This is a genomic window from Salinicola sp. CPA57 (genome assembly GCF_003206035.1).
Taxonomy (GTDB): Bacteria; Pseudomonadota; Gammaproteobacteria; order Pseudomonadales; family Halomonadaceae; genus Salinicola; species Salinicola socius.
In genome coordinates this window covers 534,747-557,896 of record NZ_PZJR01000003.1, presented here as the reverse complement: position 1 = coordinate 557,896, position 23,150 = coordinate 534,747, and the positions used below count along the sequence as shown (strand labels likewise).

At 60.9% G+C, this 23,150-nt stretch carries 14 protein-coding genes; 9 read left to right on the top strand and 5 right to left on the bottom strand.

Annotated features, from left to right (window positions below):
* Window positions 1-107 precede the first annotated feature (107 nt).
* Window positions 108-1,004: a flagellin gene (locus tag DOM36_RS04820; protein ID WP_110641601.1), complete on the bottom strand. Its 897-nt coding sequence runs from the start codon at window positions 1,002-1,004 to the stop codon at window positions 108-110.
* A gap of 860 nt (window positions 1,005-1,864) precedes the next feature.
* Between DOM36_RS04820 and bcsQ the strand changes: the two genes are divergently transcribed.
* The 7 genes from bcsQ to DOM36_RS04785 all read left to right on the top strand — a co-directional run bounded on the left by bcsQ (window position 1,865) and on the right by DOM36_RS04785 (window position 15,505).
* Window positions 1,865-2,707 (top strand): cellulose biosynthesis protein BcsQ, encoded by an 843-nt coding sequence (gene bcsQ / locus DOM36_RS04815; RefSeq protein ID WP_110641599.1) that lies wholly within the window; start codon window positions 1,865-1,867, stop codon window positions 2,705-2,707.
* A 71-nt stretch (window positions 2,708-2,778) separates the two neighbouring features.
* Entirely contained in the window at window positions 2,779-7,371 is a 4,593-nt protein-coding gene (gene bcsA, locus DOM36_RS04810; protein WP_198651196.1) for a UDP-forming cellulose synthase catalytic subunit, read from the top strand.
* Window positions 7,368-11,576, top strand: coding sequence for a cellulose biosynthesis protein BcsC (locus DOM36_RS04805; protein WP_198651195.1), 4,209 nt, complete (start codon window positions 7,368-7,370; stop codon window positions 11,574-11,576). Before bcsA ends, DOM36_RS04805 begins: the two co-directional genes overlap by 4 nt.
* Before the next feature lie 32 nt (window positions 11,577-11,608).
* Window positions 11,609-12,124 (top strand): hypothetical protein, encoded by a 516-nt coding sequence (locus DOM36_RS04800; protein WP_110641592.1) that lies wholly within the window; start codon window positions 11,609-11,611, stop codon window positions 12,122-12,124.
* A 20-nt stretch (window positions 12,125-12,144) separates the two neighbouring features.
* A complete protein-coding gene (locus DOM36_RS04795; protein WP_232823728.1) occupies window positions 12,145-13,158 on the top strand; it encodes a glycosyl hydrolase family 8 in 1,014 nt (337 codons plus the stop codon).
* Window positions 13,159-13,499: 341 nt separating this feature from the next.
* Window positions 13,500-13,733: a hypothetical protein gene (locus DOM36_RS04790; protein WP_075571037.1), complete on the top strand. Its 234-nt coding sequence runs from the start codon at window positions 13,500-13,502 to the stop codon at window positions 13,731-13,733.
* A gap of 335 nt (window positions 13,734-14,068) precedes the next feature.
* The gene (locus tag DOM36_RS04785; RefSeq protein ID WP_110641588.1) at window positions 14,069-15,505 is read left to right on the top strand and encodes a mannose-1-phosphate guanylyltransferase/mannose-6-phosphate isomerase; all 1,437 of its coding nucleotides are present in this window, start codon (window positions 14,069-14,071) and stop codon (window positions 15,503-15,505) included.
* Here the strand turns inward: DOM36_RS04785 and DOM36_RS04780 are convergent, their stop codons facing one another.
* The 3 genes from DOM36_RS04780 to DOM36_RS04770 all read right to left on the bottom strand — a co-directional run bounded on the left by DOM36_RS04780 (window position 15,506) and on the right by DOM36_RS04770 (window position 19,249).
* Window positions 15,506-16,927 carry a mechanosensitive ion channel domain-containing protein gene (locus DOM36_RS04780; RefSeq protein ID WP_110641586.1) on the bottom strand — a complete coding sequence of 474 codons (1,422 nt, stop codon included), beginning with the start codon at window positions 16,925-16,927 and terminating at the stop codon, window positions 15,506-15,508. It lies immediately after the preceding gene.
* A gap of 195 nt (window positions 16,928-17,122) precedes the next feature.
* Window positions 17,123-18,109, bottom strand: a complete 987-nt coding sequence (locus tag DOM36_RS04775; RefSeq protein WP_110641584.1) for a tripartite tricarboxylate transporter substrate-binding protein — start codon at window positions 18,107-18,109, stop codon at window positions 17,123-17,125.
* A 201-nt stretch (window positions 18,110-18,310) separates the two neighbouring features.
* A complete protein-coding gene (locus DOM36_RS04770; protein ID WP_110641582.1) occupies window positions 18,311-19,249 on the bottom strand; it encodes a LysR family transcriptional regulator in 939 nt (312 codons plus the stop codon).
* Between the two features lie 168 nt (window positions 19,250-19,417).
* Between DOM36_RS04770 and DOM36_RS04765 the strand changes: the two genes are divergently transcribed.
* The gene (locus tag DOM36_RS04765; protein WP_110641580.1) at window positions 19,418-20,647 is read left to right on the top strand and encodes a CoA transferase; all 1,230 of its coding nucleotides are present in this window, start codon (window positions 19,418-19,420) and stop codon (window positions 20,645-20,647) included.
* The gene (locus DOM36_RS04760) at window positions 20,647-21,612 is read left to right on the top strand and encodes a hydroxymethylglutaryl-CoA lyase (protein ID WP_232823727.1); all 966 of its coding nucleotides are present in this window, start codon (window positions 20,647-20,649) and stop codon (window positions 21,610-21,612) included. The genes DOM36_RS04765 and DOM36_RS04760 overlap by 1 nt, the downstream gene beginning before the upstream one ends.
* A 203-nt stretch (window positions 21,613-21,815) precedes the next feature.
* Here the strand turns inward: DOM36_RS04760 and guaD are convergent, their stop codons facing one another.
* Entirely contained in the window at window positions 21,816-23,141 is a 1,326-nt protein-coding gene (gene guaD, locus DOM36_RS04755) for a guanine deaminase (protein ID WP_110641578.1), read from the bottom strand.
* Window positions 23,142-23,150 lie beyond the last annotated feature (9 nt).

Genomic DNA, 23,150 nt, shown 5'->3' with positions numbered 1-23,150 from the left:
GGATAGATTCGAAGCGACGAAGTGATGTCACTCCAAGCCTTTTATCGTCGCGAAACTTAACGTAAAAAGGCCGGCATATGCCGGCCTCCTTTACCGCTTACTAACGCTTATCCGAGCAGTGAGAGTACGCTCTGCGGGGACTGGTTGGCCTGGGCCAGGACCGAGGTACCGGCCTGCTGCAGGATGTTGGCTCGCGTCATGTTGGAGACTTCGACCGCATAGTCGGCGTCTTCGATGCGCGAACGTGCGGCAGACAGGTTGGTTGACGTCGTGGTGATATTGTCGATGGCGGTCTCGAAACGGTTCTGGACCGCACCGAGGTTACTACGCTCGTTGTCGACGTTGTTGAGCTTGTTGTCCAGAATGGACAGTGCACCGCTGGCGAGCACGTCGAAGCCGTTGGTGCTGACAGCGCGAGCCTCACCGTTGACAGATGCTGCGGCTGCAGTTGCGCCGCTGGTGTACATGTTCCAGCCGCTGGTGGCGGTGCTGGAGGTACCAGAAGCGCTCGCGCCGCCGATGGTGATGCTGATGGTTTCGTTATCCTTCGCACCAACTTGAATGCTGAAGGAGGAACTGCTCGTATTAGTCTTGAATACGTTGGTTCCGTTGAACGAAGTCTGCTCGGTGACGCGGTTGATCTCTTCCAGACGCTGGTTGACTTCCTTCTGGATGGAGTCGATGTCCTGAGCGCTGTTGGTGCCGTTCTGGGCCTGGACGGTCAGTTCACGAATGCGCTGCAGGTTGTCGTTGATCTGATCCAGCGAGCCTTCAGCGGTCTGAGACAGAGAGATACCGTCGTTGGCGTTACGGCTGGCCTGAGTCAGACCTGTGACCGTTGAGGTCATGCGGTTGGCGATGGCCTGACCGGCCGCATCATCCTTGGCGCTGTTGATGCGCAGGCCGGAAGACAGACGCTCCATAGCGGTTTGCAGATCACCCTGAGACTTGTTCAGGTTGTTCTGACCGATCAGGGAGGTGATGTTGGTATTGATAACTGCCATTGTCGTGATTCCTTATCTCGGGTAAGAGGGCGCTTCTCTAAAGAGACCGCAACCTTAGGCCTGATCCGCTGCGCTCATGGCAGGTGTTGCCGGACCTTGCTGCAACGGCTCCGTCGCCGTTGTTCCAGTTATCGGCGCTACCCGGATTCGCTTTAGCCTCATTTGAGAAATTTTTGATGTACCGGCTGCGTTTTTTCATCGCCATCAAGCAGAAAGCCGCATGGCTATAGAGGTGGGGGGTGGTATGAGAAAACTCATACCAAAAGAGCGAGATACAAAACCATTCTTGATGTTACCTAAAGTCACCAAATAGACTGCTTCCGTTACGCATCGCTACAAAGGCTTGGCTGTTATTGGCTGGCTTCGCGACCTGACAACGGATCGACGCAGGGTACCCAAGTGACGCTTCCCCAGGATGTTGCAAAGCTGCTGGCGACTAACGGTGTCGTCGATGCAGGCTATCAATGCTTTACCGGCGATGGCTTGGCCACTGCACTGGCGGGCTCCCATTGGCGGTTATTGAGGCAACTGGCGCCTGAGTGCGTCACTTCGGCAGCCTCTATTTCGACAACCCCGGTTTCGGTGGACTCAGCCTCGGTGGGACGGGGATCCGTGAGTCCTGGCTTGGAATGCCCAGGGTCCGAGGAGACGGTGACAGGGCGAGTTGCCGGAGACGCGCCGGTCGAGAAATCGAGTCGTGCTAGCTCCCGCGATGACGCTTTCATGTTGCCCTCGTTGATTCATCGAGCGGCCGATCACGCCGGTAGCTCACGATATCTTCGGTTGTCCCGACATACTGCTGAAAACGAGGAGACCGGGCAGGAAGCGTCGCTGGCCAGCGTGTTGCAGAGGGTTTCGTCATGACGCTGATCAATCTGCTCTCGCCGAAAGGCGGCGTTGGTCGCACCACACTGTGCGCCAATCTCGGTGTGGCCTTGCAACAGCTTGGCTATCGGGTCGTGGTGGTAGATCTGGACCCGCAGAACGCGCTGAGGCTGCATTTTCAGTTCCCGGTGGCTGACGAGCGCGGCTTGATCGATCGGTTCGATTCGGCCGGCGACTGGCGGCATTGTCTGATAGGGCTGACGGAAGGGCTCGAGTTGCTGCCTTTCGGGATGGCATCCGATACGCAGTGGGGCCGCTTCCAGGCAATGCAAGCGCTTCCCGGTGAACTGTCGCGTCGCTTGCGAGCACTAGCTCAGGGTCCCAACACGCTGATCCTGGTGGATTCCCATGCGGCGCGGATCAGTTCTGCGTCGACATTGATCGATGATGCCGATCTCAATCTGCTGGTGTTGATGGCAGATTCGGGCTCCGTGGCGTTATTGCCCCGTCTGGAATCTCAGGTCGGGAGTCTGCGCCGCGCCGGCGAAGAAGGGCGGGTCGGCTACCTGCTCAATCAGGTCGACACCCGCGCGCAGCTCAAACGCGAAATCACCGAACTGATGCTGAGCCGACTGGCGCCGGTCCTGGTGGGCTCGGTGCATCGCGATGAAGCCATCGCCGAGGCATTGGCGGAACAGCGTAGCTTGTTCGAACAGGCGCCGTTCAGCGCCGCCGCGCGCGATATCGAAGAAACCGCGCGGGCGCTGGCACAGCGATTCCCGCTTCGGTTCAGTGGCATGTCATCGGCTGGACCGGATTCGGGTGACCAGGGTTCGGGTGGGTCGACCTCGAACGAGAGAGAGCGGTTCCAATCATGAGTATCGATCACTCTCAGCGTAACAATGGCGGCCCGAGCCAGCGCTCGAACGGACGAAGCTCACGACTATCCATGCTGATTGCTGTGGTGGTCTTGCTGGGCGTGCTGCCGATCGTGCTGCTGACGGTGACCACACCCATGTCTGTCTCGCAGCAGGGTTTGTTCGGGCTGATCACGGTCGTGGCGATGCTGGTATCGCTGCGCTTGCGGGCGAGCTCCAAACCCATCGCGATCTTTCTGCTCCTGCTCTCGGCGGCGATCTCGACTCGCTATCTCTATTGGCGCGCGACAGAAACGCTGGTGTTTCAAAGCTGGTTGGAGGCGGTGCTCGGTTATGGACTTTTCGCGGCAGAACTTTACGCCTGGGTCATTCTGATCCTCGGCTATATCCAGAACGCATGGCCGCTGGAACGCAAGGTCGTGCCGCTTCCCGCCGATGTAGCGTGTTGGCCGAGTGTCGATGTCTATATCCCGACTTACAACGAGAGTCTGCAGATCGTTCAAGATACGGTACTGGCGGCGCAGAATCTGGATTATCCGCGAGACAAGCTCAGGATCTATCTCCTCGACGATGGTCGCCGGGAAACCTTTGCCGCGTTTGCGGCTGCCGCCGGGGTGGGTTACATCACTCGAAATGACAATCTCCACGCCAAGGCCGGCAATCTCAATCACGCCATGACGCTGACCCAGGGTGACCTGGTCTGCATCTTCGACTGCGATCACGTCACGACCCGCGGCTTTCTGCAGATGACGGTAGGTAGCTTTCTCGCTGATGAGAATCTGGCCCTGGTTCAGACCCCGCACCACTTCTATTCACCGGATCCGTTCGAGCGCAATCTGAGCGTCGGCGAGCGCATGCCCAGCGAAGATGAGCTGTTCTACGGTCTGATACAGAAAGGCAACGACTACTGGAACGCCACGTTCTTTTGCGGGTCCTGCGCTGTGATCCGTCGCGCGGCACTCGAAGAGATTGGCGGCTTTGCCGTCGAGACCGTCACCGAAGATGCGCATACGGCGCTCAAGCTGCAGCGGCTTGGCTGGAAGACGGCCTATCTTGGCGTGCCATTGGCGGCGGGGCTGGCGACCGAGCGGTTGTCGTTGCACATCGGCCAGCGGATGCGCTGGGCCCGCGGCATGACCCAGATCCTGCGCCTCGACAACCCGCTTTTCGGACGCGGGCTATCGATAATGCAGCGGCTCTGCTATCTCAACGCCATCCTGCATTTCCAGTTCGCGTTGCCGCGTATCGTCTTCTTGACCGCGCCGCTGGCTTACCTGTTGACCGGTCAGAACATTATCGCGGCGTCGGCCGGGATGATCTTCGTCTACGCGCTGCCGCATCTGGCGCACACACTGGTGCTCAATTCGTTGCTGCAGGGGCGCTATCGGTTCAGTTTCTGGGCCGAGATCTATGAAACGGTACTGTCGTTCCATCTGGTCAGGACCACGCTGGTGACGCTTGTCAGCCCTCGCCGCGGTAAGTTCAACGTCACGGACAAGGGCGGACTGCTGCCGGAAGGATTCTTCGATTTTCGGATCGTGCGGCCACATCTGATCGTCGCCGGCCTGCTGGTCGTGGCGATCGTCTGGGGCGTGGTGAGACTGGTCTGGAACGAGTCGTTCGGTATCGAGCGCAACGTCATGCTGCTCAACCTGTTCTGGGCGAGTTTCAGTCTGCTGATGCTGTTGGCTGCCATCGCGGTGGCGCGGGAGTCGCGCCAGGTTCGAGCCACAGTGCGAGTCGACGTCGAGCTGCCGACCGTCGCTTACCGCACGGATGGCCACGCCGAGACCGCGATCACGCGCAACCTTTCGATGGGTGGCGCGCTGGTAGAGCTGGTCGGCGACACGGCAGGCGAACCGATTGAGTGGATCGAGCTGCGTCAGGGCGGCGAGCTCACGAGCTTCCCGGTTACCGAAATTCATCGGAACGGACGCCAGATTCGCCTGAGTTTCGGCCGACTGGACATCGGGCAACGGCGTCAACTGGTGCGTGCGGTAATGGGCCGGGCCGATGCCTGGCTTTCACGTCCGGGTCATGTCGATCATCCACTGCGTTCGTTGTGGTGGGTCGTCAAGTCGGTATTCGGGCTGTTCTTTACCTCATGGCAACAGCGCCGTCATATGGCAGCGGGCGAAACGCAGGCTTCCGGCTCCTTCTGGGCGGCAGGCCGGCTAATGGCGCTGGCGGTGTTGGCGGCCTTGTTGCTGGTGACGGCGCGCTCGGCGTTGAGTGATGATCTGATGCCGGGTGATGAGCTGGTCATGGACAATGAACCGATGTCACGGCAAGCGATGAGCCGATCAGACATTTCGATGCCGGTGATAAATGACGCCACTGTGTCGAAGCCATTCTTGCCTGCCGCCGCCTCGAACCCGTTCACGGCGGCCGCGAAGTCCGCCCTCTCTGAGTCGCGGGCATTAGGCGATGAGCGTTGGGAAAGCGTAACGCTGGGCCAGTTGACGGGGGGCAAGGATATCGTGCTGAGCGGCCTCCAAGCGCGCGCGGGCGTGCCATTCTCGGTGCGAGCTGACGAGTTGGCCACGAAGGCTTCATTGATGCTGGACCTGCGCATGCCCGAGGGTGAAACGAGCGAGCGGCAGCGACTCAGTGTCTCGCTCAATGGCCAGCCGCTGCATAGCCAGATGCTCGAGCGTCAACCGGGTGAGCGATTCACTCTCGAGCTGCCGATAACGCCGGCGCTGCTGGTGACCCACAACCGTCTGGATTTCGCGCTTGCCGGACAAAGCGAGAATCAATGCCTGACGCCGTCGAATTCTTCCCAGGCGCTGACGGTTGGGCAAGGCTCGCTGCTGCAGCTGGCGTTGAAACGCTTGCCGCTAGAGCGTGATCTCGCACATTTCCCATTGCCGTTTTATAGCAACGTCGCGTTATCTTCGGCCTCGGCGCAGATCGTGCTGCCGGCCAGACCCAGTGAAACGACGCTGCAAGCGTCGACATTGCTGGCATCTTATCTGGGCAGTCGGGCCAGATCTCGGGAACTGACATTTCGTGTATCGCAGGGGAGCCTGCCGGATGCCGACGCCATCGTGCTGGCGACCGGCAATGATTCGATCGCAGGATTGGATGCCTCTCAACTGGCTGGTAACGGGATTCGGTTGGTTCCGAATCCGTTGAACCCTGCGCACACCTTGATGATTCTGCATGGCGATTCATCGTCTCAGTTGCTGGCATCGGTGCGCGATTTCGTCATCAATCAATCTCGGCTATCCGGTATCGAGCATGATATGCAACGGGTCGAGGCGCCGGCATACGCGGATAGCGGCGCACCGAACTGGATATCTTCGGCAAAGCCGGTGACGCTTTCTTCGCTGACGACATCGGAGAACCTGCAGAGCCCTGGGCTTACGCATCCGGCGATCGATATCAATTTTCGCGCGGCACCCGATCTATTCCTTTGGCCCGGGCAGAACTTGCCTCTGGCACTCAAGTACACCTTTCCCAATGCCGATTGGCTGGATGAGTCGCGCTCCAGGCTCGACGTCAATCTCAACGGCACCTACCTGGGATCGCTGGGCGTCAATCAGACCGGTGTCATCGAGCGCCTATGGGGAAAGCTGGGTGGCGATGCCCGCCGTGATGGCGGCATCATTCGCATTCCGCCTTACCTGATCTACGGCGAGAACACGTTGAGTCTCTACTTCAATTTGAAGGCAAAGGATGACGCCGGGTGTCTGGCGGCGAGCGGAAACGCAAACAGTCGTTCTGACGGAGATTCTGATAGCGCTCAAAACACCGAAACAGGCAGTCGTGGAGATGAGGTTGACAACGATTCGCTAAGCCAGATTTCACCGGAATCGACGCTGGATCTCAGTCAGGCACGTCACTTTGCCACGCTGCCCAACCTTTCCTATTTCGTAGGCGCGGGCTTCCCGTTTACTCGCCGTCCGGACCTGGCGGATAGCGCGATCCTGTTACCCGCCGAGCCCGACAATAGCGAACTGGCGACCGTCCTCAATCTAGCCGCGCGTCTGGGTGAGTCGACAGGTGTCGCCATGCATCGCGTTGCGGTGGGGTTGGGTAACCCAGGCGTGGCGCGTTACGCCGACCGGGATCTGCTGGTAGTTGCGCAGACCCGGGCGCCGATGATGAAGACGCTGCTGAGCCAGGGGGGGGTCGGTATCGATAACGGTGGGCTAAAGGTCAGAAATCCTGACTGGGTACAGCGTGCGATGGGCTGGTTGCAGGGGCAGTGGCGTACCGATCATGGGGCCCTGCGCAGGGCGCTTGTGAGCCGTCGTCATGTAGATGCGCTGGTGGCCCTGGAGTCGCCGTGGCAGGCCGGTCGCAGCATCGTGATCATTACAGCCGACGAATCCGAGGCTCTGCCGGGTCTGGTCGATGCGTTGGACGATCGTCGGGTCAGCCAGGCGGTGCGCGGGGATGTCGTCTTGATCGACGGGGACGGCAGCGTATCGGCCTTCCGCGTAGCTGATCACTATCAGGTCGGCAACATGCCGTGGCCCCAGCGTTGGTACTGGATATTCGGCGAACGCCCGTGGTGGCTGATGTGGTTGCTGATCGCCTCTCTCGTTCTATGCACGGCGGTGCTGTATCCGCTTCTCAAACGTCGGGCGATGCAGCGCCAGTCCACGATTCATCTCCCGGCTTCGGGACAGGCACCGTTCGAGGTCGAGCGATGAAACGCGATAGATGGTACGGGTTGTTGTTGCTTGGCATGTTGGGCGGGAGCACGCCGCTACTGGCGCAGCCGGTCGGTGATAGCTTGCAACCGCTATTCGATCAGGCGGCTTTCTGGCAGTCCCGCCAGCGTGTCGATCTCGCGGAGGAGTCGCTGGAGCGGATTCTGTCGGTCGATCCGCAGAATCGGGAGGCGCTCTTCCGGCTAGGACTGTTGGCAATTGACAACGACGATACAACGGCCGCAGACGAATGGTTGAGCCGACTGCAACAGGTCGCACCCGATGACTCCCGCGTCGAACGTCTGCGTCAGGCCAAGGAGCGACGTAATATCGATCCGGTGGTACTGGCGCGCGCGCGCGCGCTGGCCAAGGCAGGCAACCTGCAGGGGGCGCTGCGCGAATACGATCAGCTATTCGGCAGCGACGGCCCACCCTGGGATCTCGCCGCAGAGTATTACGAGACGCTTGCGGGTACCGATGGGGGCTGGTCACGGGCCAGCAAGGCGCTCGACGATCTGCATCAGCGCGCTCCTGACGACAAAGCGCTGGCACTGGCATCGGCGCGGGTAATGAGTTATCGCGCCGAATCTCGGCGCACCTCGATCGATCAACTGAGTCAGATGGCACCCAGTGCCTCGACTCGCGCCGCCTGGCGTCAGGCCCTACTTTGGCTGGATGCGGGTATGGACGATCAGGGGCTGTACGAACGCTATCTGCAGCGTTATCCCGATGATCAGGCCGTTCGCGAATATTTTCTGGCGACGGCCGCCGAGCCGGAAACCGATCCGGTGGCGCAAGCTCGCGGCGAAGGATATCAGGCGCTCGACGATGGCAAGCTGACGCAGGCGCAGGCCAGCTTCGACACGGCCCTGGGCGCCGACGCGGAAGATGCCGAGTCGCTGGCGGGGCTCGGACTGGTAGCGTTGCGCCAGCAGCGATTCGCTCAGGCGCGGGATCAGTTGGGTCAAGCGATACAGATGGCGCCTTCTCGCGCGGATCAGTGGACGAGCGCGTTTCGCAGTGCCAGCTTCTATTCGGAGCTGGCGGAAGTTCGCCGTCTGGCGTCGAGCGGCAAGAGCAAGGCGGCATTGACTCGCGTAGCACCGCTGACTCGGGAAAGTGGCCGTGATGGCCGCGCGGCTCGGCTGCTCGAAGCGGATCTATTGCATCGCCAGGGCAATGACGATGCGGCAGAGCAACGTTACCGGCAGGTGCTGGCCGAAGACTCGCGCAACGTTGAAGCGACTCAAGGGCTCGTAGGTGTGTTGCGAGCTCAGCAACGCTGGCAGGAAGCGGAAACTCTGGCACAGCAATTGCCTGCGAAGGTGCGTGCCTCTTTGGGCGATCCGCGTCGCGATCAGGCTCAGGCACTCCGTGAGCAGGCCAATCAGCGCTTCTCGGCGGGTGATAACGCCCAGGCACATCGACTGTTCAGTCAGGCGATCGAGCTGGCGCCGGACGATCCGTGGATTCGACTCGATCTGGCGCGGCTGTATCAGGCTGAAGGCAAACCGTATCAGGCCAGTTTCGTCATGTCCCAGTTGCTGGGCGACGAGGCGACACCGGAAGCGCTGGAAGCGGGCGCATTGCTGGCCGGCGAGCAGCAGCGCTGGGATGATGCCGATACGCTGTTGCAGCGAATACCGGCTGGCAGCGGGACGTCGCAAGCGATGGCGGATCTCAAGGGACGAGTCGCCTTTCAGCGTCAGTTGGCGACGGTTCAGCGGCGTATGGCCTCTCGTGATCCCTCTGCTCGCGAGACACTGTATCAATGGTATCGCAATCCACCATCTTCACCTGATGCCGTGGGTAGCGTGGCACTGGCGTTGGCCGATGCCGGGCAGCCCGGCATGGCGCTGGAGCTGGTGCGTCGGAATCTGGCTCAGGCCGATATCTCCAAAACCCCCACGGCGTATCTCGGCCACGCGCTGGTGCTCGCCAAGGCGGGACATTTCGAAGAAGCCAAAACCTTGCTTTCGCGCCTGGACGCTGCGGCGTCGTCCCCGGAGCAGCGTGCGATGTTGACCCGCACCGCGGGTGGCATCGCGGTTGCTCAGGCGGATCAGCTTCGCCAGCAGCAGCGCTACGCCGATGCCTACGACGTGCTGCAGCCTGCGCTGCAAGCCTCGCCGGACGACCCGCAGTTGCTGCTGGCACTTGGCAGGCTCTATAGCAGCGGCGAAATGCCCGATGCTGCCGCGAGCGTCTACGATCATCTGTTGGAAACACAGCCCGATAACGATGAAGTGCTGGCTGGCGCCGTCAACGCGGCGCTGGAGCAGGGTAATGACCAGCGGGCAGAGACATTGCTGGTCAAACATGCACCGCTCTCTTCGCCTTCGTTGGTGATACTGGCAGCTCGAACGGCCCGTGCTCAGGGGGATCGCGAGCAGGCGATTCGGCTGCTTGAGCAGGCGCGAGATCAGCAACTGGCCGTGAACGGAGAAAGCCCGCTATTGCCCCAGACGGCGATGGCATCGGGCCAACTGGGTATGAGCGGCAATCCTTTCCGTCAAACGCAGCAGGCGGCACGGGTAAGCGGTAGCCGCTGGGATGCCATCAGCGCGACGCGCTCGGGCAGTCGGAGTGTTTCCGATGATTCCGTCAGCACCGAGTTCGCGGGCGACACGACTCTGGGGGAAATCGATCGGTTGCTGACGGAACTACACGGCGAAACGGCACCGCGGCTGGTTCCCAGTGCCACGCTGCGACAGCGCGACGGTGAGTCGGGGTTGAGCGAGTTGACCTCGTTGGGCAGCACGATGATGTTTTCGGCAGCCCCGTTCAAGCGTGGGCGGTTGGAGGTTTCCGTGTCGCCAGAGTACGTTTCCGCGGGAGAAGCGAGCGGTAGTGCCCGGGAACGATACGGTAGCAATTCCTTCGTGACAGCAGCGGAAGCGCTGCAAACTCGGCTGTCGGATGTCTCGACGATTCTGGACAGCATTCAGGACTCGGCGGACAGCTATCAGGTGCTGGCCCTGCAGGACCAGCAGAATCCCGGTGATCCACTGACCCAGTTGCAGTTGGCGCGGGCTGCCGAAAGTTTCCAGCAGGCACTCGACCGCAATCCGCTATTTGAAGCTGGCATCGATACGGCGTCGTTGAGTGACGCGCAATTGTCGCAGTTTCGCGCTGCGGTGAGGCAATTCGTCGTCACTGACGATCTATCGGCGTCGGAGCGTTCCCAGTTGCTGGGCGATATCGACAGCGTTCTCGATGCCGATTTCTCCAATCTCGACGCGGAGGAATTTACCTCGGCACGTGAGGCCTTGGAAGAGAGTCTGACTCGAATTCAGCAGGGCATCGGGAGCCGTCTGGCTGCGGTGCCGCGAGCCGCACGTCGCCCCGATTCAATCACCGATGCCGGAGTAGGATTGGAGCTCGCCTATCGCCTGGATTCGATCGACGCCGATATCGGCAGCACGCCGCTCGGGTTTGAAAAATCCAGCGTCGTGGGCGGGATTACCTGGCGTCCCCAGATCAGCGAGGACACCCATCTCAGCGTGACCGCCGAGCGGCGTGCGGTGAAAGACAGCGTTCTCTCCTATGCGGGCGTCAAGGACCCGTTGACCGGCGAAACCTGGGGGGCGGTAACGCGAACCGGCGGCAAAGTCGGCATCGAGTATGACGATGGTAAAAGTGGTGCATACGCCAGTGCCGGCGCCTACGTCTATCGGGGGGAAAACGTCGCTGATAACCATTCGTTCAATCTCGATACGGGGGCTTACGTTCGACCGATCAATGAGCCGGATCGTCAGTTGCAGGTCGGGGTCAATCTCGGCTACATGGGATTCGACAAAAACCTGCGTTACTTCACGTATGGCCACGGCGGCTATTTCAGCCCCCAGGGCTACGTCAGTCTCGCATTCCCGGTCAGCTACCAGCAGCGTCAGGACAAGTGGACCTATCGTATCAGTGCTGCGCCCGGCTTCCAGAGCTATCAGGAAGACGACGCGGACGTGTTCCCGGAAGACGGTGATTCGCAATCGTCGCTGGATACGCTGGCAGCCGCGGGGCTGGTAGGGCAGTCGCACTATGACGGTGAGAGCAAGTCAGGATTCGGAGTGACGTTGGGTGGCGATGTCAGCTACCAACTGGCAACGGATCTGAGCGTGGGCGGCACACTGGGTTACGACACATTTGGTGATTACTCCGAGACCTCAGCGTCGGTTTATCTCAACTATCAACTGGGGGCTCGGCCTTGAACCCATACTTGTCCGATACATCGCTTAACACCATGAGTTTGCTGAATACGTGGGATGATACGGAGATCGAAGCGCCGTCCGCTGCCCGTTTCTCGACTGAGCCCGATGGCGGACCTTCGGCAGATGCGCCGCATTGGCCGAAGGTGCTCGACCTGTTGATCGACGAGCTGATTCAGGCGGCCGGCGAGGCGGAAGCTCAACCGTTACTGCAGCGTGTCGGGCTGCGACTCGCCGAAGATCTACCTCTGGGTCAGCCCGCGACGCTAGCCGCGCTGGAGTCGGAGATCAATCGACGGCTGGCCCGGCTCTCCTGGGGCTGGTGCTTGATTCGTGACGCTGGCAGGCACCTGGTTATCGAGCACGGCGATTATCCCCTCATGGGCTCCGGTGACATCGGCGAGGCGGGGCGTCTGCGCTTGCTCGGTCTGTCATGGATTCTGGGCAGTCTCTACCAAGGCTGGCTCGGTGCTCAGGGTGGCCAGGCTAGGGTCAGCTATCAGCGCAACAGATTCCATCAGTCATTGATCTTTCATTACGGTAGCGCATGAACAAAGTACCGACTCGGTGGTTGAAACGCCTCTTGCTGCTGCTCGGTATCGTCGTGATGCCAATAATGGCGAATGCGGGATTCAACGCCAGCGATCCCGGCTGGCAGAACTACAAGACGCGCTTTCTATTGCCAGAAGGGCGCATCATCGATACCGCCAACGCCGATATCAGCCACACCGAAGGGCAGGGCTGGGGCATGTTCCTGGCGGTCCAGTTCGATGATCGCCGTACGTTCGACAGGATCTGGCAATGGACCGAAGCCAACCTGGCGAGACCGGATATCGCGCTCAATGCCTGGCGCTATGATCCTCACGCACAGCCGCCGGTCGCCGACAATAACAATGCGACTGACGGTGATCTATTCGTGGCCTGGTCGCTGCAATTAGCAGCGGATCGGTGGGGCGACGATCGGTACGCCCAGCGATCCGAAGCGATACGTGTCGCCATTCGAGACCATCTGATCGACAACGTCGGTGGCTACGAGATATTGCTACCGGGTCTTGAAGGTTTCCGCCACGAGGGGTTTGCCGATATCAATTTGTCCTATTGGGTCCTCCCGGCGCTGCGCGACTTTGCTGCTCGTTATCCGGGTGAGCCGTGGCAGGCCGTTATCGACAGCGGCTGCCAGCTTCTGGAGAGGGCGCAGTTCGGTTCGGAACAGCTCCCTGCCGACTGGATACGACTGCAGACGTCTGGTGAGCTGACGCCAGCCAAAGGGTGGCCGCCGCGCTTCGGGTTCGAAAATATCCGGACTCCGCTCTACTTCACTTGGGGAGGCGTGCGAGAGGTCGACACGCTCGAGAACATTGCTCGATTCTGGGACCAACCCGCGCCTCCCGCCTGGATCGACGTGAAATCTGGAGAGACGGCGGGTTATCCCCTATCCGAGGGCGGAGAAGCGATCAATGCGCTGCTCAGCGGTCGGCCTTGGGCCATCGGTACGACGCCGAGCGCAGGCGAAAACTACTATTCTGCGACGCTGCTACTGCTGAGTCGAATCGCTGCGGCGCAACTCAGTCTGAGTGCCCGGTAGAGGTTTGAATTGGCTGGTCGAATCAGTCGACGTATGTGGGTCATTCTGTCGACAGACGAGGATTGATCAGAGAGCAGGGCTTTGGCTGGGAATTTTCCCTGCCGCGGCCGGTCTGATCCGTTGGGTACCATAGAGAAGATAGCGCCGGCACTAGGTATAGATGATTTTCAAGGCGAGTTTCGCTAGACTGGGTCGGTTCTTCTGAAGGAGAACCGTTTTATTTCCCTCCGGCAAATTTTTTATCCTGTTTTACGCTGGTCCGGGATTCTTCATGACTCTTATTCATCGGCCCGAGTCGGGTCATTGTTCAGGATGTTTAATTACTTCTTATGCCTCGTATGATGGATGAACGTGAAAAAATTCGTAAGTTTCGTGAACTCGATGACGCTTTTGCTCAGGCGCTTCGGGATCTCGATGGTGGCCCACGAACTTCGCAGTCGGTCGAGCCAGAGCCACAAGACGTTGGCCCAGCATTCGAGGAGCGCCTGCACGGGTTAATGACGGAGTATGCGTTGAGTCAGGGCTGCGTGCATGAAATGCTGAGCACGCTGGTGCAATACAAGAAGATGGCGTGATGGGTAGCCTTCGTCGATAGGGCGGTGTGATGGTTGCCGCCATTCCCGCCACGCTCGGTCTTGTTCGATAGATCTGTCGAACTTGTAAAATGCTGGGGTTTATAAAGAGATTAATTTTATAAACAGTTGATATCTAGAAACCGCGCTATTTGCAGTGACCCCGATTTTTATCGGGTGTTTCTGATAAAGGTTTACTATCGCAATGAGGGGACGGCGACTGATTTTCGCGATTATTGTCGGCTCCTCGTTATTCTGGTCGTTATCGTCAGCAAAGTGCCTGCCATTCACGGCCGGCTCGACGGTCTTTCGTTCCAGCAAAAGCCAAGGATGTGCGCATGCTGATTCCCGTTGTTCTGGCCGGCGGCTCCGGCACTCGTCTATGGCCGATGTCGCGGGCGAGCTACCCCAAGCAGTTCCTTCCGATCACCTCTGCGCGCAGCATGCTGCTGGAAACGCTGGCACGCATCGAATCTGTCAGCGCGGCAAACCCGATAATCGTGTGTCAGGAAGATCATCGCTTTCTGGTGGCCGAACAGCTGCGTGAAGCCGACCGGTCAGCGGACATCCTGCTCGAGCCGGCGATGCGCAATACCGCGCCGGCCATCGGGCTGGCTGCACTGCAGGCCATGAGTCGCGATCCGAATGCGGTGCTGCTGGTGTTGCCCGCCGATCATGCCATCGCCAATCCGGAGGCGTTGATGCGAGCCATTACACCTGCGCGTGAAGCCGCCGAGCGGGGCAAGCTGGTGACGTTCGGGGTGACGCCGACGCGGGCGGAGACCGGCTACGGTTATATCGAGATCGAAACCGGGATCAAGACCGGCATGGCGCCAAGCGAGCCATGCGGCCACGACAGCGCGGTGCCGATCCAGCGCTTCGTCGAAAAACCGGATGCGAAAACGGCCCAGGCGTATGTCGAAAGCGGTCGGCACCTGTGGAACAGCGGGATGTTCGTGATGCGCGCGGATCGCTATCTGGAAGCGCTCGGGCGGCAGCGACCTGCGATGCTAGAGGCGGTGACGGCGGCGTGGGAAGGGCGTCAGACCGATCTCGATTTCCTGCGGGTCGACGCCGATGCCTTCGTTGCCTGCGACGCCGAGTCGATCGACTATGCGGTGATGGAGAATGCCGCCGATGCCAGCGTCGTCGCGCTGGATGCCGGCTGGTCGGACGTCGGCTCGTGGCAGTCGCTATGGGAAATTTCCGCCAAGGGCGCGGATGGCAACGCACTGCGCGGTGACGTGATCGTCGACGACGTGAGTGGATGCTTGATTCATGGCGAAAGCCGGCTGGTGGCGGCGGTCGGCGTACGCGACTTGATGATCATCGAAACACCGGATGCGGTGATGGTCGCGCACCGGGACGCCGCACAATCGGTCAAGCACATCGCGGAGACGCTCAAGCGCCAGGAACGCCCGGAGTGGGACCAGCATCGTCGGGTGCATCGCCCCTGGGGCAGCTATGACAGCGTGCATCGTGCCGAGCGCTACCAGGTCAAGCAGATCAGCGTGACGCCCGGTGGTCGGCTGTCACTTCAGAAGCACTTTCACCGCGCCGAACACTGGATCGTGGTTCGCGGAACGGCGCGGGTGACACGCGGCGACGAGACCTTTCTGCTCGAGGAGAACCAGTCGACCTATATCCCTCTCGGCGTCGTTCACCGGCTGGAGAATCCGGGCAAGATCGAACTGGAGTTGATCGAAGTGCAGAGCGGCAGCTATCTCGGCGAAGACGACATCGAGCGATTCGATGACGTCTACCGCCGTGAATGATCACGAGGCCGGCTGCGCGCCCTCGTGTTGACCGCAGGCGCCTGCACTGGCATTCGGCGCCGTGGCAGTCGAAACCGATAGCGGCGACTGCGGCGTGTTGTCGCCGTTAGGCTGAGGCATGTCCAGCCGCACGGTCGGCAGATGTTCGGGGTAGTGGGTGCAGATGAAATCGATCAGGCCTTCACGGATTTCGCAGCGCAGATCGAAGGTGTTCGGGCCGCCGCTACTGCTGATCAGCACTCGCAACTGCTTGTTGCGTTCGGTCATCTCGAGCATCTGCACCTTGCAGACCCGGCCGGTCCAGAACGGTGAAGCCTCGGCGATCCGCTGGCACTCGGCGCGCAGCGGTGCCATCGGCAGGTGATAGTCGACGTATAGGATCACCACGCCAATGAGATCCTTGTCGCGTCGGGTCCAGTTTTCGAAAGGGTGGTCGACGAAGTAAGTGATCGGCAGTACGACTCGTCGCCAGTCCCAGGTACGCACGACGGCATAGGTCAGCGTCAGCTCCTCTACCCAGCCCCACTCATCCTCGACGATGACCGAGTCGTTCAACTGAATCGGCTGCGTCAGCGCGATCTGGATGCCGGCGATCAGGTTGCCCAGCACCTTCTGCGCCGAAAACCCGAGCACCACACCCAATATGCCCGCCGACGCCAGGATACTGGCGCCGAGTTGGCGCACCTTCTCGAATACCATCAGCATCGAGGCGAGAGCCAGAATGATGATGACGAAATTGATCAGCTTGCGCAGCACGGTGATCTGGGTGTGCACCTTGCGTGCCACGGCATCTTCGTCATCGAATCTATAGCGTTCGCTGAGCGCCCGCTCGCTGATGTTGACGCCATGGATCAGCACCCCGGCGATGGCCCCGATCAGAATCAGACTGGTGAGATTGTGCAGCGCCGAGTCGAGACTGACCGACGTCACGAAGATCGGGAAGATCGAGAACAGCACGAAGATCGGGATCAGTGCGGCCAGACAGCGTGCCATGAACGGCACCAGGAAACGCTCCAGTATCGAAGTGCGCGAGTCCCCCCAACGGTCCATGGTCGCGACCAGTCGGCGACAGAGGCGGATCAGCAACCAGACGCCAAGCAGCGCTGCGGCAAAATGTGCCACGGTCATGATCAGCGAATGTCCGTCGACGTCCGCGGGAACCAGGAAGTGAGCGGCGCCGAAGAGTCCGTAGACCCAAAGCACCCCCACCAACGGCGGATGAACGGCCTTGGCTGTCGTGCCGAGTAGATGAAAGCGGGATTCATCGAGCCGTCGTAGGCGAAAGTGGACGTACTTGAGCAGTGCGTGAGCGATGATCGTCGCGCCGATGATGAACGCCGCCGTGATCCAGAACGGCAGCGCATCCAGCCACGCCTTGATCGTGGTATTGATAAACGTCGCGTTGATAACCGATGCATTCATGGATGAGCCTGTTATTGGAGTTGTCGACTCACTCGAGTTTAGGCGTTTCTACAACTTTCGTCGCATTGAGCGCTTGGTTCGAGGAATGCCGGCTCAAAATTTCTGCGATTCACAAAAGCGCGCTCGCCCTGGTACAGAGCGAGCGCTGACGGGGGTGCCCCGCTATCGAGGAAACCCATTCTCAGGAGAAATGCGTTATCGAGAAAGGCCGATCTGGCGGGAGATGTCCGTGATCTGGGCAATCTGTTCGTTGACGAAGGTGGTGAATGCCTCGCCATGCATTTCGAATGGCATCAGGCCGTTCTGGGTCATCACGCTTTTCCACTCATCACTGGCGTACAGCGTGTCGATGGTATCGACCCACCAGCCGTAAGCATCTTCGGAGACATCCGCCGGCATGTAAAAGCCTCGCCAGTTGGGGGCGATCGTATCGATTCCCTGTTCTCGAGCGGTCGGCCACTGATGCAGCTTGCCAGGCAGGCGCTCTTCGGAAAGGATCGCCAATGGCCGCAGGTCACCGGACTCAATAAAGCTGATGACTTCCGAAATATCACCGGTGAAGGCGTCGACGTGACCGCCCAGCGTCTGCGTCACCGCTTCACCGCCGCCGTTGTAACCCAGATAGGCAATCCGTGCCAGATCGTCCACCCCGGCCTCGTCGGCGGCCATCAACAATTTCAGGTGATCCCAGCCGCCGGTGGCGGTGCCGCCCGTAAAGGTCAGTGCACGAGGGTCGTCCTTGAGAGCCTTCATCACGTCCGACAGCGATTGATACGGGGAGTCCGCCGCCACCGCAATCACGCCATAATCGGCGCCCAGCGTGCCGATCCAGTTGACCATGCTGGCATCCAGCCCCGGAAATTGCCCGCGGGCCAGCCCTGTCGTTGTCACGGTGCTGGCAGCGACGATCAGGTTCTCCTGCCCGGCACGCTTCTGCACCACGTGCGAGAAGCCCACGCCGCCGCTGGCGCCTGGCATGTTGATGGTCTGGACGTTGCCGTCGACCAGACCAAGATCGCCGAGGACGCGGCCCACGGAACGGCAGGTGAAGTCCCAGCCACCGCCCGGGTTGGCCGGGGCGATGCAGTCCACTTTCCCGGTCTGCTCGAAAGCCTGAGTGGCGCTGGCCAGGCTCCAGATCAGGCCGCCTGCGATGAGTGTCCTTAAACTACGTTGGATCATGGCGTGTTCCTCGTCGTCTTGTTATCGATCTGCACTGTTGCAACGATTCGTCGTCCGCGTTTCATCGCCGGAAGGGCGCTGGGCGTTTTTCGTATCGGGATGACGTGGGAGGACTGTAGCGAGTGGTCGCGACGGGAAACATTGATATTTTGACAAGCGAGCCTTCGTACTTCCCGAAGGCTTTACACCTTCGTCGTAACACTATGGGCCTTGCGGTGGCGCTTCGATGTCCGGCGTCTCGATGTCTCGCGCGCTCGCGTTCGCCAGATGCTCGATCATCTCTCGGGCAATCAGGGGCAGTGTCTCCAGATCGCGGATACCGATGACCAGCTCGCGCTCCGCCCACTCATCGGTCAACGCAGTCGTGGTCAGTGAAAGGCTCTCGCGGTAGGCCGCAACGGCGCGAGCGGGAAGAATGCCGATCCCCATGCCACGGTCGATCATCCGGCAGATACCTTCGAAGCTGCGCACCTGTATCCGCATCCGCACCGGCCGTGCCAGGCGCTGAGAGTCCTGATGCAGCAGCGCATGGAGCGAAGAGTCCTGTTCCAGGCCGATGAAGTCGTAGTCCAGGGTCTCGGCGAAAGCCAGACTTTCACGTTCGGCCAGCGGATGATCGCGTGCCGTGACCAGCACCAGCCGATCCCGACGATAGGGGTATATCGACAATCCTTCTGCGGGAACATGCCCCGAGAAGATGCCGATGTCGGTCAGCCCGTCACGAACGGCGTCGATGATCTCGTGGCTCAAGCGCTCCTGCATGTCGATGCGAATCTGCGGATAGCGGCGGCTGAAGTCGCTCAGGTCGTCGGGAAGAAACTCGATCACGGACGAGGTGTTCGCATGCAGACGCACGTGCCCCCGGATTCCCACACTGTACTCGCTGAGATCGGCGTTGAGATGATCCAGGCTGTCTAACATGTGACGGGCATGATGAAGCAACGCATGGCCGGCGGGAGTCAGCTCGACGCCGCGAGGGCGGCGATAGAGCAGCGTCGTCGAAAGCTGAGTCTCGAGATCGCTGATGCGCTTGCTGACCGCCGCCAGTGCCAGGTGCTCGCGCTCGGCGGCACGAGTCAGACTCCGTGAGTCGGCAATGGCGACAAAGAGCTTGAGGGTGACGAAATCGAGTCGCTTCATGACAGGAAATCTGTTGTTGCGGGAATGGTCGACCCACTCTAGCGTTCGCGATCGACGAAGCCTAGCTTGACGATCGCCTAATTGTTGCCGCCCGCTGAATGGGCCAATGTTGGCTGGGCGAGATTGGCTGGATCAGAAATGGGTCTGGATTGATAAAAGGAGAGCAACATGGCTGCCAGCGACAATCCGCAGGCGCTAGCGGGACTCAAGGTGGTGGAGCTGGGTCAGTTGATTGCCGGGCCTTTTGCCAGCAAGCTGCTGGGCGAGTTCGGTGCGGACGTGGTCAAGATCGAGCCGCCGGGTACGGGGGATCCGCTGCGCAAATGGCGCGTGCTCAAGGACGATACGTCACTGTGGTGGCACGTCCAGACCCGCAACAAGCGTTCGCTGGCACTCGATCTCCGTTCCGAGGAGGGCCAGGAGGTCGTGCGCCGACTCGTCGATGAAGCGGACATCGTGATCGAGAACTTTCGCCCCGGCACGCTGGAGAAGTGGGGACTGGGGTGGGAGTCGCTGAGCGAACGCAACCCCGGCCTGATCATGGTGCGTATCTCCGGTTACGGTCAGACCGGCCCTTATCGCGACCGGCCCGGGTTCGGCGTGATCGGCGAGGCGATGGGCGGCTTGCGTTACCTCTCCGGCCATCCGGATCAACCCTCCGTGCGGGTCGGCATCAGCATCGGCGATTCGCTGTCGGCGCTGTACGGCGTCATTGGCGCCTTGCTGGCATTGCAGGAGCGCCATCGCAGCGGCCAGGGCCAGTACATCGATGTCGCGCTGTACGAATCGGTGTTCGCAATGATGGAGAGTCTGATTCCCGAGTACGACGGCGCCGAGGTGATCCGAGAACCCAGCGGGAGCGCCTTGCCGGGTATCACGCCCTCCAATGCCTATCCCTGTGCGTCGGCCGAGGGTGAGGACGAGGGGCAGGGCGAAGAATACGTTCTGATCGCCGGTAACGGCGACAGTATCTTCAAGCGCTTGATGGCCGCGATCGGCCGTCAGGATCTCGCCGACGATCCGCGCTTCGCGCATAACGACGGCCGCAGCCGCCACGCCGAGCTGATCGATGGGGCGATTGCGGACTGGACTCGTCAGCATGAGCGAAGCTATGTCCTCGACGTGCTGGAGAGTGCCCACGTGCCGGTGGGCTATCCCTATACGGCGAAAGACATCGTTGCCGATCCGCACTATCTGGCGCGGGAGATGATCGAAACCATCCAATTGGGCGACGGCGAATCGCTGAAAGTTCCCGGGATACTGCCGAAGCTGAGCCGTACACCGGGGCGAATCGAGGGCGGTGGTCCGGCGCTGGGACAGCACACCCGGGACGTGCTCGACGAACTGGGCATCGACCGCGAGACCCAGAACAAAATGCGCGAAAGAGGAGTGATCTGATGGCCGATTCGATGCCCGATTCGATGACCGGGACGAACACGCAGCCCCGCGTTACCATCAACGACGTGGCACCGCGGGACGGTCTTCAGATCGAATCACGGTTCGTGCCGACGGAAGAGAAGATTCGGCTGATCGATGCGCTCTCCCGTACCGGCCTTGCCAAGATCGAGGCGACGTCGTTTACCTCGCCCAAGGCGATCCCCAACCTGCGCGACGCCGAAGCGGTGATGCGTGGCATCGAACGCGTGCCGGGGGTCGATTACGTGGTGCTGGTGCCCAACGAGAAAGGTGCCGAACGCGCGCTTGCTTGCGGCGTCGACGAGATCAATCTGGTGCTGTCGGCCAGCGACAGCCACGGTCGCGCCAATCTGCGCATGACCGCCGAGCAATCGCTCGAGCGTTTCGCCAATATTCTTCAGATCACCAAGGGACACGACGTGTTCGTCAACGCGTCGATCTCGACCGCGTTCGGCTGTCCGTTCGAGGGTGACGTCCCGTTCAAGCGGGTACTCTCGATCACCGAGAAGCTGCTGGCAATGGGCGTGCAGGGCGTCACGCTTTGCGATACCACCGGCATGGCCAACCCGCGCCAGGTTGCCGATCTCTGCCGGGAAACGCTGAGCCGCTGGCCGTGGCTGCCGGTGACGATTCATCTGCACAATACGCGCGGCATGGGGCTGGCCAATGCGCTGGTGGCGTGGCAGAACGGCATCACCCGCTTCGACGCCTCGTTGGGCGGCCTGGGTGGCTGCCCTTTCGCGCCGGGCGCCACCGGCAATGTCTGCACCGAAGATCTGGTTCACATGTTCGAGCAGATGGGGCTGGAGACCGGCGTCGATCTCGAACGACTGATCGCGGCGTCCGAGCTGTTGCCGACGATGATCGGCCATGAGGTGCCGGGCCAGGTGGTCAAGGCCGGCACCTCGGATCGCCGCTACCCGTTGCCGGAAGCGGCGATGGACTAGTGTGGTGTCTCACAAATACCATCCAATAATATCGGTCCCTGGCGCCGCCATGCGGCGTTGCTCGTCGTTGCCATAGACTCCACTATGACGCCTCCTCGCGCCTTGCCTGGCAACGCCATGCATCCGATATTTCTTCGCGTTACTTGCCGCCCCGGTCTTGCCATCGCTCGCCGATTTTTCAGACAGAGCTTGGAAGCTGGAAGTCACGCCGCGACCGCATCGCGCTCGTGAACCAGGCGGCCGTTGGCCCAGGTGGCGGCAACCGTTCGGTCGTCGCCCAGCATCATCATCGCGAACAGGCGTTCCGACAGCGTCGTGGTCTGGGACAGGCGGCGTGCCATCAACGGGGTGGATTCGGGATCGAGAACCACGATGTCCGCTTCATAGCCCGCCTGAAGGCTGCCGATCTTGTCATCCAGATGAAGTGCCCGTGCATTGCCCAACGTGAGGCGATAGAACCCCTGCCAACCGGTCAAGGCCTGGCCGAGCAGGGCGCCTACCTGATAGGCACCCTGCAGGGTGCCGAGGCCGGACAGCGACGTGCCGCCGCCCACATCGCTGGCGAGCGATGTCGCAAGACCCACATCACGACAGGCCAGCCGATCCATCAACCCGCTACCCAGAAACAGGTTCGAGGTCGGGCAGAAGGCGATATTGGCGCCACGCTGGGCAAGCCGGCGGCGCTGATCGTCATTCAGATGGATACCGTGGGCGAAGGTGCTGCGTGGCCCGACCAGACCGTGGCGCTCGTAGACATCGAGATAGTCCCGGCTCTCCGGAAACAGTTCGGCTACCCAGGCGACCTCGCCGCGATTTTCCGACAGATGGGTCTGCAGATAGAGATCGGGGGCGCTGCGCAGCACACCACCCACGGCATCGAGCTGCTCGCGGGTAGACGTCGGTGCGAAACGCGGTGTCAGGGTGTAATCGAGACGGTCGCGGCCGTGCCAATCGGCGATCAGGCGTTCGCTGTCGCGTACGCCGCCCAGCGTGTCGTCGGTCAGGGCGTCCGGGGCATGACGGTCCATCAGCACCTTGCCGGCGATCATGCGTAGCCGGCGGCGCTGGGCGGCACGGAAAAAGCTATCGACCGACACCGGATGCGAAGAGCAGAAGACCTGGGCGGTGGTGGTGCCGACTCGCAGCATTTCGTCCAGGAATCGTTCGGCGCCGGCCTCGGCATAAGCGGCATCGGCAAATCGACATTCGGCTGGAAAGGTGTAGTCGTTGAGCCAGTCGAGCAGTTCGCGACCGTAGGAGGCCATGATGTCGAGCTGGACGTAGTGAACGTGACTGTCAATGAAACCGGGCATCATCAGCTTGTCGCGATAGTCGACGATTTCGATGCCTTCCGGCAGGCGGCCGGCCAACGCCTCGAACGTATCGACGGCCCGGATGTGCCCGTCAACGATCCAGATCGCGCCATCCTCGAGATAGCGCGTGGTATCCGGCAGCGGGGTGGCTTCCTCGCCGGGATCGCCGAGGCAGGTAAACAGCGGGCCGCGAAGCAGGCGTTGATTCGTGTTCATGGTCTCTCT